Annotated in this window: 12 protein-coding genes; 10 read left to right on the top strand and 2 right to left on the bottom strand. The window is 43.9% G+C overall.

The window, feature by feature from the left end; genetic code table 11:
* The first annotated feature begins 106 nt into the window (after window positions 1-106).
* The 7 genes from FC093_RS15495 to FC093_RS15465 all read left to right on the top strand — a co-directional run bounded on the left by FC093_RS15495 (window position 107) and on the right by FC093_RS15465 (window position 11,002).
* A complete protein-coding gene (locus FC093_RS15495) occupies window positions 107-1,249 on the top strand; it encodes a bile acid:sodium symporter family protein (protein ID WP_137262718.1) in 1,143 nt (380 codons plus the stop codon).
* 41 nt (window positions 1,250-1,290) lie between these two features.
* Window positions 1,291-2,229 carry an RraA family protein gene (locus FC093_RS15490; RefSeq protein WP_137262717.1) on the top strand — a complete coding sequence of 313 codons (939 nt, stop codon included), beginning with the start codon at window positions 1,291-1,293 and terminating at the stop codon, window positions 2,227-2,229.
* 22 nt (window positions 2,230-2,251) lie between these two features.
* A complete protein-coding gene (locus FC093_RS15485) occupies window positions 2,252-3,526 on the top strand; it encodes a mandelate racemase/muconate lactonizing enzyme family protein (RefSeq protein ID WP_137262716.1) in 1,275 nt (424 codons plus the stop codon).
* Window positions 3,527-3,705: 179 nt separating this feature from the next.
* Window positions 3,706-6,861, top strand: coding sequence for a SusC/RagA family TonB-linked outer membrane protein (locus FC093_RS15480; RefSeq protein WP_137262715.1), 3,156 nt, complete (start codon window positions 3,706-3,708; stop codon window positions 6,859-6,861).
* An 11-nt stretch (window positions 6,862-6,872) separates the two neighbouring features.
* Complete coding sequence (locus FC093_RS15475; protein ID WP_137262714.1) at window positions 6,873-8,414, top strand: SusD/RagB family nutrient-binding outer membrane lipoprotein; 1,542 nt, start codon at window positions 6,873-6,875, stop codon at window positions 8,412-8,414.
* A 198-nt stretch (window positions 8,415-8,612) separates the two neighbouring features.
* Window positions 8,613-9,440 (top strand): fumarylacetoacetate hydrolase family protein, encoded by an 828-nt coding sequence (locus FC093_RS15470; RefSeq protein ID WP_137262713.1) that lies wholly within the window; start codon window positions 8,613-8,615, stop codon window positions 9,438-9,440.
* A 74-nt stretch (window positions 9,441-9,514) separates the two neighbouring features.
* On the top strand, window positions 9,515-11,002 hold the full coding sequence (locus tag FC093_RS15465; RefSeq protein WP_137262712.1) for an aldehyde dehydrogenase (NADP(+)): 1,488 nt from the start codon (window positions 9,515-9,517) through the stop codon (window positions 11,000-11,002).
* Window positions 11,003-11,694: 692 nt separating this feature from the next.
* Here the strand turns inward: FC093_RS15465 and FC093_RS15455 are convergent.
* A complete protein-coding gene (locus tag FC093_RS15455; protein ID WP_206106591.1) occupies window positions 11,695-11,886 on the bottom strand; it encodes a hypothetical protein in 192 nt (63 codons plus the stop codon).
* A 214-nt stretch (window positions 11,887-12,100) separates the two neighbouring features.
* On the opposite strand from FC093_RS15455, the gene FC093_RS15450 reads away from it, so the two are divergent.
* The 3 genes from FC093_RS15450 to FC093_RS24080 are packed head-to-tail and all read left to right on the top strand — an operon-like array spanning window position 12,101 to window position 13,352.
* Window positions 12,101-12,595, top strand: a complete 495-nt coding sequence (locus tag FC093_RS15450; protein WP_206106590.1) for a thermonuclease family protein — start codon at window positions 12,101-12,103, stop codon at window positions 12,593-12,595.
* A 7-nt stretch (window positions 12,596-12,602) separates the two neighbouring features.
* A complete protein-coding gene (locus FC093_RS24085) occupies window positions 12,603-12,830 on the top strand; it encodes a hypothetical protein (protein WP_206106589.1) in 228 nt (75 codons plus the stop codon).
* A 36-nt stretch (window positions 12,831-12,866) separates the two neighbouring features.
* Entirely contained in the window at window positions 12,867-13,352 is a 486-nt protein-coding gene (locus FC093_RS24080; RefSeq protein WP_206106588.1) for a hypothetical protein, read from the top strand.
* Between the two features lie 36 nt (window positions 13,353-13,388).
* Here FC093_RS24080 and FC093_RS24075 read toward each other — a convergent pair.
* A partial coding sequence (locus tag FC093_RS24075; protein WP_206106587.1) for a hypothetical protein occupies window positions 13,389-13,653 on the bottom strand: 265 nt, incomplete at its 5' end.

Raw genomic sequence — 13,653 nt, 5'->3', positions numbered from 1 at the left:
GTACACGCATTGGCAATAACATTTGCAATGTTATTTATGCCAAAACCACAGGGCCGATACATCACTATAGCCGTTTAATTTCTTCTTTTAAAAATAAAATCTGTTTATGGCAACAGCAAAGCGTTCTGTTTATTCTTTTTTCTATTTTCTGGCAGCGGTTCTTTTGCTCGTTTATGTAGTGATGACCATCAGCAGTCTCCATCAATTTTCAGGTTGGTTGCTGATGCTGTTTTTTGTTAATCTCGCTATTGCTTTCCGCGGCAATAAAATGCTCAGGGGGCTGTCGTACACTGTAATTATATTGGGTGTGGTAAGTGTTGCCATGTATTATCCGCAATATTTTAAAACTATTGGAAACTTTAAACTTTCAGCACTGATCGTTCCCCTGCTACAGATCATCATGTTTGGTATGGGAACCGAATTGAGCCTGAAAGATTTTGCCCAGGTATTGCGCATGCCAAAAGGCATTATTGTAGGTATTGTTTGTCATTATACCATTATGCCTCTGGTTGGTTTTGCAGTAGCCAGCTTATTCAATTTTCCCAGTGAGATCGCAGCAGGAATTATTCTCGTGGGTTGCTGTCCCAGTGGCTTAGCTTCCAACGTAATGTGTTATCTCGCAAGGGCCAACCTTGCACTTTCTGTTTCGGTAACCACCGTCTCCACATTGCTTGCACCCTTTCTAACACCGTTGCTCATGCGTTTACTGGGTGGCAACTTTGTGGACGTACATTTTTTAGACATGATGTGGGATATCACAAAGATTGTGATTATTCCCATCGTAGGCGGGCTGGTTTTTCATTATCTCATGCGTGGAAAATTTAACTGGCTCGACAAAGCCATGCCCATCCTTTCTATGGCTGGCATTGCCCTGATCCTTGTGGTGATCACCGCCGCCGGCAGGGATAATTTACTCCAGGTTGGTGTTTTACTGGTGCTTGCCACCTTTATTCACAATATTGCCGGTTACTTTCTGGGCTATTGGTCCGGACGCCTCCTGAAATTCTCAGAAAAAGATTGCCGAACAATTGCACTGGAAGTGGGCATGCAAAACGCAGGGCTGGCTTCGGGGCTTGCCTTAACTATGGGTAAGCTGGCAACTGCCGGGCTGGCGCCAGCCATTTTTGGTCCGATGATGAATGTAACAGGTTCTTTTTTATCAAGCTGGTGGCACAACCGTTTGCCTGAAGAAAATACGGCGCCAACAAAAGAAGAAAAGCCTGAAATAAATACCGCGCCGATAAGTTAAGAGGCACCTAGAATTTATAACTATTCTAAACTTTAAATCACATGTTCAAACGAAAAGTTGTTTTGCTCCTGCTGATGGGTTTTGCTTTTTATCAACCATTAAAAAGCCAGCAAATCTCAAAAGAAGAATTGATTTTTTTAACTCCCGAATGGAAGGGGGAACGCTTTGCCGATGGCAGACCAAAAGTGCCCGATGATATTCTTAAACGTATGAAAGCAGTGAGTGTGGAAGAAGTATGGGCAGTGTTGAAAAATGCGGGTTATGGCTACCAGGTAGCAGAAGACTGGAAAATGATCAATCCTGATAGCGTGTTGGTGGGAAGGGCAGTGACCACCACCTTTATGCCTGCCCGCCCCGATGTGTGGAAAGCTATTGACGACCGTGGGAAAAAAGCGGGCAAAAGAGGACAAAATACCTGGGCCGTTGATCTGTTGGTGAAAGGCGATGTGTACGTAGCCGATCAGTTTGGTGCGCACAGAAATGGTCCTACGATTGGCGACAATGTGGGCAATGCTATTTACTCCAAAACAGGAAACGGCATTGTTTACGATGGCGCCTTGCGGGATATAGAAGGACTGAAAGAAATTGGTGGCTTCACCTCATTTTACACCAGCTATGACCCATCCTATCACAATCCGCCCGGCGATTTAAACACGATGATCATTGGCATTAATCAACCCACCCGTATTCGCAATGTAACCGTAATGCCGGGAGATGTAGTACTGGGCAAAGAAGGCGTGGTTGTTTTTATTCCGCCGCATTTGGCAGAAAAAGTGGTAAAAACTTCTGAGATTGTACGGCTGCGCGATTTATTTGGTCATCAGCGCCTGCGGGAAGGTAAGTACACCGCCGGGCAGATTGATGCAAAATGGTCGGATGACATTGAAAAGGATTTCTCCGGCTGGCTCAACGATCACATTAACGAATTACCTGTTCCTAAAGAACAAATTCAGGAATTGCTTAAAGAACGCACCTGGTAATCACCTATAAAACTTTATATTAATGACAAATTCAAGACGCTCTTTTATCTCCAAAGCGGCCATTGCTGCCGCTATGACACCGTTTGCTGCTGTCGCCGGTTTTGGTCGTGAATACGAACAAAAGTTGGAGCACAGACACATGCCATCACCTCCTTCCGACCTCAAGATCACCGAGATTAAATGCGGCTATATCAAAGGCAGCTTGTTTGTGAAAATATATACCAATCAAGACATCTGGGGATGTGGCGAAGGGGTAGATGCCATTCCTGGCACCTATTATCTTGTAAAAGATTTTGAACGCCGGTTAAAAGGACAAAACCCTTTAAATCCTAACCGTTTGTTTGAATACATCCGGAAATCAGGCTTCTTTCAGGGTGCACAGTCTGGCATGTACGTAGCGGTGCTATCGGCCATTGAAATCGCTTTATGGGACCTTGCCGGCAAGGCTTTGAACGTGCCGGTGTACCAGTTGCTGGGCGGAAAGTTCCGTGATAAAATCCGTGTGTATAGTGATACCGCTTTGTACCAGCGCAATTTGCCGCAACCAAAAGACTTTGCCGAAGCTGCCACGCGGGCAAAAAACATGGGCTTTAATGCTATGAAATTTGACCTTGACCAGGCCAATGATCCCAATAAATATGACATGTACAACTGGACGGCAAGCCCGGCTGAATTGCAACGCATGTACGATCAGATTGCAGCAGCCCGCGAAGCAGTGGGACCAACAATTGATATCCTGGTGGATATGCATGGCCGCTACGATCTGGTAACCGGGCAGGCAGTAGCTAAACGACTGGAACCGTTGAATCTCTTATGGCTGGAAGAACCTGTGCCGGCTGAAAATGTTGAAGCCTATAAACTGGTATCTGAAGGTACCACAACGCCTATTGCAGCCGGTGAAAACCAATATTTGGCTTATGGTTTTAGAAGAATGCTGGAAATAGGCGCCGTGGACATTGTGATGCCCGATCTGCAAAAATGTGGTGGGCTTGGCGAAGGGCAACGTATTGCCAACCTGGCTAACCTGTATTATACGCCGTTTGCGCCGCACATGGTGGCTTCCTTTCTCGGATGCATGGCATCGGCACACGTTTGTGCCGCCGTGCCTAACTTTTTGATACTGGAATGGCAGTCCTATTTTCATACAGATCCGATGTTCAGGGAAATCATACATTATGATGGCGAATGGGTAAAAGACAGTTTTATTACAGTTTCTGAAAAACCCGGCATTGGAGTGGAGATCAATGAGAAAGGTATGAAGAAATATGCTATACCAGGTGTGCCTTTTTTTGTTTAATGATTCTAAGTTTTCGTTTATAAAAAACAATTCCACTATAGGATTGGCAGGTATAAAATTCAATGCTGTTTTATATTGAAATTTTTTGTTTCCGCCTGTACTTATTTTGGTTAAGTTTATAAATTAGTACTGCTTTAGAACGATCTGCATTCTATCACTTCTCTAAACAACTTGCTATTATGAAAAAAAACGTCAGGCCGTGTTTACGAACACGCTTCATCAAACTACTGCTTTCTTTTTTGTTTTTTTCTTTTTTTATCAACGCCCATGCACAAACAGTTACCGGAACGGTAACGGATGAAGGCGGGAAAAGCCTCACCGGCGTTTCTGTTGTTGTAAAAGGTAGTACAGGTGGCACCACCACCGATGCGCAAGGACAATACAGCATCAAGGCTGCACCAACTGCTACATTGGTCTTTAGCTATGTGGGCTATACCACCAGTGAAGTGCCGGTTAAGGGACAGCAACAGGTAAACGTTACCTTACAGCCTTCTTCGCAAAGCCTGCAGGGGGTAGTGGTAACCGCCTTAGGTATTACCAAGCAATCCAGAGGATTGGGCTATTCGGTTACCAGCGTAAAACCGGAAGAACTTACCACTAACCGCACCCCCAACCCTATGAACTCCCTGGAAGGTAAAGTAGCGGGTGTAAACATTACCTCGCTGGGTACGGGTCCGGGAGGATCTTCTAAAATCCGCATTCGCGGCCAATCTTCTATCAATGGCGGCGGCAGCCCGCTGATTGTTATCAACGGCGTTCCTGTTGATAACACCAGTTATAACAGTAATACGGTTGGGGTAACGGGCGGCGGTGTTTACGCCGATGGCGGTGATGGTTTATCGAGCATCAATCCCGATGACATCGAAAGCATGACTGTTTTGAAAGGCGCACCTGCTGCTGCTCTATATGGTTATCGTGCACAAAATGGGGTAATCATGATTACCACAAAAACAAGAGGTAAGGGCAAAGGCATTGGCGTAACCCTCAATTCAAATTATACCAATGAAACGCCTTTGGATTTTACCGATTATCAAATGGTGTATGGACAGGGAGAAAACGGTGTGCGCCCTACCACACCCAACCCCACTTCGGGCGAATGGTCTTTTGGTGAAAAATTTCAACCGGGAATGACACAAGTGTTGTTTGATAGCGTGGTGGTTCCTTATGTACCACAAGGCAGCCGTATTAAAGAATTTTACAGGCACGGGCAAAATTTCTCGAACACCGTGGCAGTGGACGCAACAGGCGAAAAGGGAGGTTTGCATTTCTCGCTGAACAATACGGACAACACGGGTATCATGCCTAACAACAAATTCAACCGCAAATTGTTGAATCTTGGCTTTAATTACAACCTTTCGGAGCAGTTAAGCGTTTCGGGAAATATCAATTATTCAAACGAAAGGAATGAAAACCCGCCAAACATCGCAAACCAGGACAATTCTATTCCCACAACATTAATGTCCTTAGCCAACTCGATGCCTTTAAGTGTTTTAGACGCAAACAAATATGATGCAGATGGAAATGAATATGTTTGGTCACGGTTTAAGAATCGCACAAACCCGTACTTTGTATTAGCAGAACAGTTTCATACCATTAAAAGAGACAGGATCTTCGGCAATGTATCTGCTAAATATAACATTCTTCCGTGGTGGTGGATTCAGGGACGTTTAGGACAAGATTACTATTCCCGCGATGAAGAGGTGAACAATTTTCCAACCGGTCAGGCGTCCAGAACACCTGCTCAAGCCGGATTTTTCAATGGGGTCTATACACAGGAAAACCGTCGTTTCAGAGAAACCAATTTAGACTTCCTCACCAGTGCTAACAAAACCTTTGGAGATTTTGATGTAACCCTTACAGCCGGTGGTAACCAAATGCACAGGCGTTTTGACATCAATAATGTTCAGGTAACAGACTTTGTGGTAAGAGGGCTTTATACGGTACAGAATGGGCGGGCAAAAAACCCTGTTTACACTATTGATGAAAAAAAGGTTAACTCGCTTTATGGCTCCACTGATCTTTCCTGGAAAAGAACATTGTATCTGACGGGTACCATCAGAGAAGATTGGTTCTCTACTTTATCAAAAGAAAACAATGGTATTTTTTATCCTTCGGTTTCCGGCTCTTATGTCTTTAGCGAGTCGTTGCGTGGCGCATTGCCATGGCTCAACTTTGGTAAAGTGAGATTAGGATACGCTGAGGTAGGTAGTGATGCTGATGTGAATGCTTATGCCGACCAGTTGTTTTATAACGTTAATGCCAACACCATTAACAACCCGCTGGGTACAGCTGTTACAGTGGGAAGCAGCGGAGCTGCTTTGCCCAACAAAAATTTAAAACCCATGCGGATCAAGGAAACTGAAGCAGGGCTTGAATTAACGATGTTTAACCAGAGAGTTCATTTTGATGGTGCTGTTTACAAGAAGATAACGTTAGATCAAATTGTTGCCGTACAGATTTCAGATGCTTCCGGTTTTACCAGCACCCTGATCAACAGCGGCGAAAGCCAGAATAAAGGCTTTGAAGCCTTGCTGAATCTCGGACTTATTCAAAGTAAAAATTTCAGATGGGACTTTACAGCCAACACTGCTTATAACATCACCAGAGTAAACAGATTGACTACCGATGTACCGGGGGAAAAGTTTACTACAGGCACCCATCCATTTAACGGAGAAGTAAGACTGGTGGTAGGTGAGGAAATGGGGCAAATTGCAGGTTATGGTTATGCCAGGGATGCCAAAGGCAATATGATCTTCCAATCAAACGGATTACCGCAAAGAACAGCAGATTTTATCTTGTTTGGCAGCGGTTTACCTAAATGGACCGGCGGCTTTTTAAATGCCTTCTCATACAAAGGCATTAATCTCTCCGTTTTAATTGACTACAAATTGGGCAATAAAATGCTTTCCGGTACCAACTTCAATGCCGTGCGGCATGGCCTGCATAAAATGACACTCGAAGGAAGGGAAGGTGGTGTTATAGGTAAAGGTGTGACTGCTGACGGTCAAACAAATACAGCGGTTGCGCCGGTGCAAACTTATTGGGAGCACCTCCGCTCGCAACAAATTGTTGAACCAATTGTTTATAATGGTGGCTATTGGAAGCTGCGCCAGATTAGTTTAGGATATGATTTTACCAGGATGCTTTCTGCTAAATGGCCGATTAAAGGACTTAAGGTTGATTTTGTAGCCTTCAATGTTTTAATTATTAAGAAATGGATAGACAACATTGATCCGGAATCTGCTGGCTACGGTACCGATGCCATGGTAGGGCTGGAATCTCCAGGTTTACCAACCACCAGGAGTTTAGGTGTTAACTTAAATATTAAATTTTAATGCAACCACTTATGAAGAAGATATTCAATTATAGTTTGCTAGCCTTGTTCCTATTAATATTAACGGCCGTTTCGTGTACCAAAGGCTTGGAAGAAATCAATATAAACAGGGTAAATCCTACCTCACTCGATCCGGCGCTTTTGTTGAACAATGCCATCATTAACACTTCCTATCCCACAAAAACAGTGGTGTATGATATGGGAATTGTACAGCAATTGGTTACACCCAATGGTGGTGTATTGGCAGGAGCCAATTTTAATCAGGACAGCCGCGATGTAACCAATGCACCGTTATGGGCCACTTATTATCAAAATGTTATTAAGTACACGCATGATGCCATTGCACGGACAAAAGATGATCCTGCCAGAAGCAATTTGTACAACATGGCTCGTATATGGCAGTCATACGCCTTTATGATCCTTACTGATGAATATGGAGCTATCCCTTATTCGGAAGGTGGCGCCGGCTTAACCGATGCGGTGCTTTTTCCGAAATACGACCAACAGGAGGACATCTATCCAAGTATCATTCAGGAGCTAACTGATGCGTCTGCCGCATTAAGTGAATCCGGCACCGTAGAAGCATCAGATATTTTATACGCCGGGAATATTGCGCAATGGAAAAAGTTTGGCTATTCTTTATTACTCAGAGCAGGCATGCGCTTAAGTAAAGTAGATCCTGCAAAAGCACAAACAACCGTGCAAGCAGCTTTTAACGGAGGTGTTATCTTACAGAATGAGGATAATGCCATGATGAGGCATGACGCCAATTACACGTCACCAATCGGAAACATGCTGAATGGAACAGAAGCCGCTAACTTTTACCTCGTTGAGGCATTTGTGGACACGTTAAAAAACAACAATGATCCACGGTTATCTTCTATTGCTGTACGCTATGTAGGAGCCACTTCAGGACCAGAGCAAACACCTGACATTGCCACAACAGATCCGACCGCCCAGATAGGAATGCCTATGGGATATGATAATGGAACCATTGGAGCAAAGGCCACAGCTGACGGGCTTGCCAGTTTTTATGACTACAGCCAGTTAGATAGAAGAAGAATGGCAAAAAATACAGCGCCCATATTTTTTGTTACAGCAGCCCAGACACAACTGTTGCTGGCTGAAGCGAGTTACAGAGGCTGGATTAGTGGCGATGCCGCGCAATATTTTGCAGATGGAATCAGAGCGAATATGGATCAGATGGCCACCTACGATTTGGGTTCAGCGGTTGCTGAAGCGGACAGAGAGACCTATGTAGCCAGCCATCCGCTGGAAGCTGGCAGAGAATTAGAACAAATCAATACCCAATACTGGATTGCTTCTTTTTTGAATGGACCTGAAGCTTTTGCCAACTTCAGAAGAAGTGGTTATCCTGCACTGGCACCTAACCCATACGGGCAGCCGAACAACCCTGATGTTCCCCAAGGCACTTTTATCAGGAGGCTAACCTATCCTACCTCTGAATTGTCTGTCAACGGCACCAATGTTAATGAAGCGATTGACAAGCAGGGGCCGGATGTATTGAGTACAAGAGTTTGGTGGGACAAATAAAAATTGTTGAATAAGGAGTAGTTTAGATTTGCCAACGATTATTGTTCCAGGAGTCCCGATGCTGAATAGCAGTCAAGATTAAATATTGGGGCAGCATTTTATTCATGTAGGTGAAAAAATGCTGCCTCTTGTTATCAAAGATTTCTCCGCACAACTATACCCTTACCGTGAAAGGCAGGCAACTTTAAAATAGAAACCATGAAAATATACAAAACAAAAGAAGCAATTGTAGTAGAGCAAGACAACCAGTTTTTTTCGCTGAAAAATAAAAACTGGGATGAATTTATTAATGATGATCATCTTTTTCAAAAGGTACAAAATATAATAGCTACCCAATCTCCTGATGAAAACAAACTAATGGATGGTGTACTGGCGCCGGTTGGCAGCCAGGAGATATGGGCCTGCGGAGTTACTTATCTGCGCAGCAAAATAGGCAGACAGGAAGAAAGTAAAGATGCCGGCGGCGGCGATTTTTATGCAAGGGTGTACGAAGCCGAAAGACCGGAGGTCTTTTTCAAATCCACACCATACCGGGTAGTAGGTCCGAATGAAAAAGTAAGAATCCGGAAAGATTCTACATGGGATGTTCCGGAACCTGAGCTAACATTGGTGGTGGCCTCTTCCGGAAAAATTGTTGGCTATACCATTGGGAACGACATGAGCAGCCGCAGCATTGAAGGTGAAAACCCCCTGTATCTGCCCCAGGCTAAAACCTATGATGCTTGCGCGGCTGTAGGTCCCTGCGTGTATGTGACCGGGCAGCCTTTAGATAAAAACACGAACATTCATCTCCAGATCACCCGGAATGCAGAAAAAGTATTTGAAGGACATATTGCTATCAGCCAGATGAAGCGAACACCTGAAGAACTGGTGTCGTTTGTTTTTCGTGAATGCACTTTCCCGCATGGCTGTCTTATCATGACAGGAACAGGTATTGTGCCAGAGCACGATTTCACCTTGCAGTCTGATGATGAGATCAAAATTTCCATTGATGGAATTGGTGAACTGGTGAATGTTGTTGGTTAAAAGAGGTGTGGTTTTTAACCATTGGGCAAGCTAATTTCGTAGCGAATAAATTCAGCACTTTTTAAATCCAAATTATGTTAGAGGATACACCATTGGAAGTAATTGACGAAGTCCTGCAAAAGTCATGGAAAGCTTTTCACCAATACAGTAAATTTTCTATAAAGCAGCGTGCCGATTTCATGAGAGCCATCGCCCGGGCACTCCAAAACAGCAGTGATGAACTGATCAAAACAGCCATGGAAGAAACCAGCCTTCCAGAAGGAAGACTGAAAGGCGAAAAAGCAAGGACTGTGTTTCAACTAAACAGTTATGCCGATGCTTGTGAGCGGGGAGATTGGCTGGAAGCAAGAATTGATACCGCACATTCTGATAGTAATCCACAAAAGCCAGACATCCGAAAGATGCTGGTTCCTTTGGGTCCGGTGGTAGTGTTTGGAGCCAGCAATTTCCCCTTTGCTTTTTCTACTGCTGGTGGCGATACCGCGTGTGCGTTTGCAGCTGGTTGCCCGGTGATTGTGAAAGCACATCCCGGCCACGCACAAACCTCTACCCTTGTGGCAGATTTGATTATGCAGGCAGCAGCAGAATGCAAGATGCCCGATGGAATATTTACACATGTTTACGGCGCTTCCTTCGGGGTAGGTGAAGCCCTTGTAAAACACCCCCTTACAAAAGCAGTTAGTTTTACCGGCTCTTATATTGGCGGCAAGCAGTTATTTGATTGGGGCAATCAGCGGAAAGAACCTATTCCTGTTTTTGCGGAAATGGGCAGCATCAACCCCGTATTTCTGTTGCCCCATAAATTAAAAACATCAACTGTTGACCTGGCAAAGTTGCTGGTATCATCCGTTACACTTGGTGTTGGACAATTTTGTACCAATCCTGGGTTGATACTCGGAATTGAAGGAGATGAGCTTCAGGATTTTATTTCAGCTATGGGCAATGAAATAAAGGGAATTGCTCCGTCTAAAATGCTGCATCCGGGCATTGCCAAAGCCTATGCGGAAAAAAGGGCTAAAGCTTTGGAACAGGAAAATGTGACGGTCATTGCAGAAGCCGAACTGCCTTCAAGCGATCACTGTGGTGCTGCAATAATTGCAACGGTTACCGGCAAAACTTTTCTCAGCAACGAATTGTTGCAGCAGGAAGTATTTGGTCCCTACACGCTGGTGGTTAGATGCCAGGATATCACGGAAATGACAGCAATAGCAAAACATCTGGAAGGTCAGCTAACCTGCACTATTATGGCAACGGAAATGGAGCTATCAGAGCAGGCGGAAATGATAGAAGCGATTAAAAACCGTTGTGGCAGAATGATACTGAATGGTGTGCCAACAGGTGTGGAAGTTTGCTTAAGCATGCAGCACGGTGGTCCGTTTCCTGCAACTACCGATGCACGGTTTACCTCCGTTGGTGCCGATGGCATCAAACGTTTTGTAAGACCGGTAGCTTATCAAAACTGGCCTAATCATTTGCTGCCGGATGAACTAAAAAATGAAAATCCGCTCCATATTTACCGGACAATCAATAATGAATTAACCAAAGAAAAAATAGGAAATTAGCTTTCATCTCTAATACTTATAGCGGTAATACGCCACTTAGTGATAAATCATTTTTTCTAATGGTATCCGTTCCATCTTCCACATCCTTGCCAATAGTGGGTGGGTTGCGCCCTTGCTTTACTGGGCTATCAGCTTTTGGTAGAGATTTTTAAAGCTGCGGAGATGTATTTAAAGAAAATTAAGCTCAATACTACGTGCTTGTATTCGGCTGCGTCCATATTTTACGGCGTTTATCGGCTGTTTTCCATAGCTTTTTCCTGCACTTCCTCTTTTGCTTTCTCCATAATCAGTTCCGGGATGTATGATAGGGCGAAAAAGTACAAAAAGTAGTACGGATTATACTGCTAAAACTTATGTGCCAATATGAACGCTTCTATTATAAAGAACAGAAAGAATGGTGAGGTTGCTAAAAAACAAGCAATCCCTGCAAAAAATAGTACAGGGATTTTTTTATACTCAGCGGAGAGAGAGGCTCTTGAACCTATAATTACAAGCTTTACCAGATAAGCATTTCAACAAATCAAAACCTTTTGTTCTCTTGTTGTTCTCTCTTGTTTAATGCAGTGATGCTATGTAAAGACCTTTACTGTTTTGCGTGGCAAAGGTATCTAAAATTTGTAACTTAGATTACTTGCAGTATAAAATTTATTAAAGTTCTGGCGCTTGTTCCTGGCTTTTAGTTTTTAGCTATACTAATTACGTAATGTTTGCTTTACGGTGGTTACACACAAGCCGGTGTAATCGCAAAACTCCTCAATCGTAATAAACTGGTGAGTTTGCTTGTTTAATTGCTCTCTTATTTTCTTTATAACATTACGCCCATACCTTTCACTTCTGCCGGTTATAACCTGTACATCTTTAGGATATATACATAATCTTTCCATCTCTATATAGTTTAATACTCTATCTATACTTCAGGTATACTTTAGTTATACTGAAGCAGTACAAATTTACTAAATGTAATGACAGGAATAATGCGTTGTATATGGAATAATCGGCACGAATGACCTGCTTGTAAATGCCTGTTGTTCTTTACTCTGTAAGCTGTTTTAGTTTTATAGTATGCGACTGAAATACATTGTTTACTATCTCATTCTAATGTTCTCAAATTGTACGCCTGCACTGGCGCAAAGTACAGCGAGAGTAGTGCGGGTGAAAGATGGTGATACCTATGTTTTCAGGAGTGGTGCAAGGGTGTTTACTGTGCGGTTGACTAAAGTGGATGCGCCGGAAATGAAACAAGCTTTTGGCTTTACTGCTTACCAGTGCGTTAATCAGCTTCTTACAGGTAAAGCGGTTGAATATGACAGTGTGGGTAAGGACTTGTATGGGCGTGTACTGGTAAGTGTAAAGCTGGACGGTAAACGGTTAGACAGCTTATTAATCCGCAATGGCTGGGCTTGGCATTACATAGCCTACGACACTGAAACAATGCTGGATAACCTGATGAATGAGGCGATTATGACGCATTCAGGGCTGTGGGCTTGCGGTGTTAACCATGTGTGCCCGCCGTGGCTGTACAGGTCTTATAATGAGCGCAACAGGGCTAAATATTGCAAAGGGTGTACAAACTATTTACTAACTCAAAAATAAAATAACAATGGCAAGGTTAAATGGTATTTTGAAGATAGAAGGAACATTGCAGGACATGACCTTCTACAAAACACAGGACGGGCATCTTGTGAAAACAAAAAGTGGTGTAAGCGGCGATAGGATTGCCAATGATCCGGCATTTGCGCGTACACGTGAAAATGGATATGAATTTGGCAATGCTGCGGCGGCTGGTAAGCTGTTGCGTGATGCCATACGTGTAATGGCTGCTACTTAGGCAGATAACCGCGTAACATCGCGCGTAACGCAAACTATGGCGCAAGTAAAGAACCTGGACACTACAAGCGTGCGAGGTGAAAGGTCTGTTGATGTTGGTTTGGGTACTGCTGCCGGTAAAGCACTGTTGAAAGATTTTAATTTCAACATTAATTCTATACTTGGTGCAGTGCTGTACAAGCCGTATGCTGTAACAACTGCCACCGGCGTTATCAAGATTACCGATTTTGTTCCGGCAAATGACGTTGCATTTCCTTCCGGAGCTACGCATGTAAGCTTGCAGGGTGCATTTGCAATCATTGACTTTGACTTAGGCACAAGCGAGGTGGAGTACACACAGGTAGAAAACCTGCCTATTGATATGACCTCCGGCACGGTAACGCTTACTCCGGCTGCAACTCCTACCGGCACAGGTATTAAGTTGTATTTCCTGCAAATCTCGTTTTACCAGGAAGTAAACGGCGTGCAGTATTCATTAAATAATGGTGCGTATAACGCATTTGCAATCATAGAAGTGATTTAAGTTTTTCTGAATTGTTCTTATTTAGCCTCCTTATTCTTAGGGAGGCTTTTTTATGTCGTCAAGCAAAGCCCTAAAAGGGCAATGCTGAGAGCTGGCGGCGACCTGTGGGAAAGCACCATAGGAACCAGCCGGATGAAAGCCGGTAAACTGCTGTGCCAGGCACGTACTTGGTATAAACTGGAGATTTCGCTGATATTGACCACTCCATTTCGCTACAAGCTGACCACTGCATTTCGGAGCAAATTGACCAGGTGATTTCGCTATAAATTGACCACCTGTTTTCGGTAGAAGAGCTGCGGCT

It is taken from the genome of Ilyomonas limi, from assembly GCF_005233845.1.
GTDB lineage: Bacteria > Bacteroidota > Bacteroidia > Chitinophagales > Chitinophagaceae > Ilyomonas > Ilyomonas limi.
Note: the sequence above shows the minus strand (reverse complement) of the source record. Positions and strands in the feature narration are given on the sequence as shown.

Coding starts and splice junctions, on each gene's coding strand:
- FC093_RS15465 (WP_137262712.1), top strand. CDS start 9,515: ATGTTAGAGGATACACCATTGGAAGTAATTGACGAAGTCCTGCAAAAG.
- FC093_RS15455 (WP_206106591.1), bottom strand. CDS start 11,886: ATGGAAAGATTATGTATATATCCTAAAGATGTACAGGTTATAACCGGC.
- FC093_RS24085 (WP_206106589.1), top strand. CDS start 12,603: ATGGCAAGGTTAAATGGTATTTTGAAGATAGAAGGAACATTGCAGGAC.
- FC093_RS15485 (WP_137262716.1), top strand. CDS start 2,252: ATGACAAATTCAAGACGCTCTTTTATCTCCAAAGCGGCCATTGCTGCC.
- FC093_RS15475 (WP_137262714.1), top strand. CDS start 6,873: ATGAAGAAGATATTCAATTATAGTTTGCTAGCCTTGTTCCTATTAATA.
- FC093_RS15480 (WP_137262715.1), top strand. CDS start 3,706: ATGAAAAAAAACGTCAGGCCGTGTTTACGAACACGCTTCATCAAACTA.
- FC093_RS15470 (WP_137262713.1), top strand. CDS start 8,613: ATGAAAATATACAAAACAAAAGAAGCAATTGTAGTAGAGCAAGACAAC.
- FC093_RS24080 (WP_206106588.1), top strand. CDS start 12,867: ATGGCGCAAGTAAAGAACCTGGACACTACAAGCGTGCGAGGTGAAAGG.
- FC093_RS15495 (WP_137262718.1), top strand. CDS start 107: ATGGCAACAGCAAAGCGTTCTGTTTATTCTTTTTTCTATTTTCTGGCA.
- FC093_RS15450 (WP_206106590.1), top strand. CDS start 12,101: ATGTTCTCAAATTGTACGCCTGCACTGGCGCAAAGTACAGCGAGAGTA.
- FC093_RS15490 (WP_137262717.1), top strand. CDS start 1,291: ATGTTCAAACGAAAAGTTGTTTTGCTCCTGCTGATGGGTTTTGCTTTT.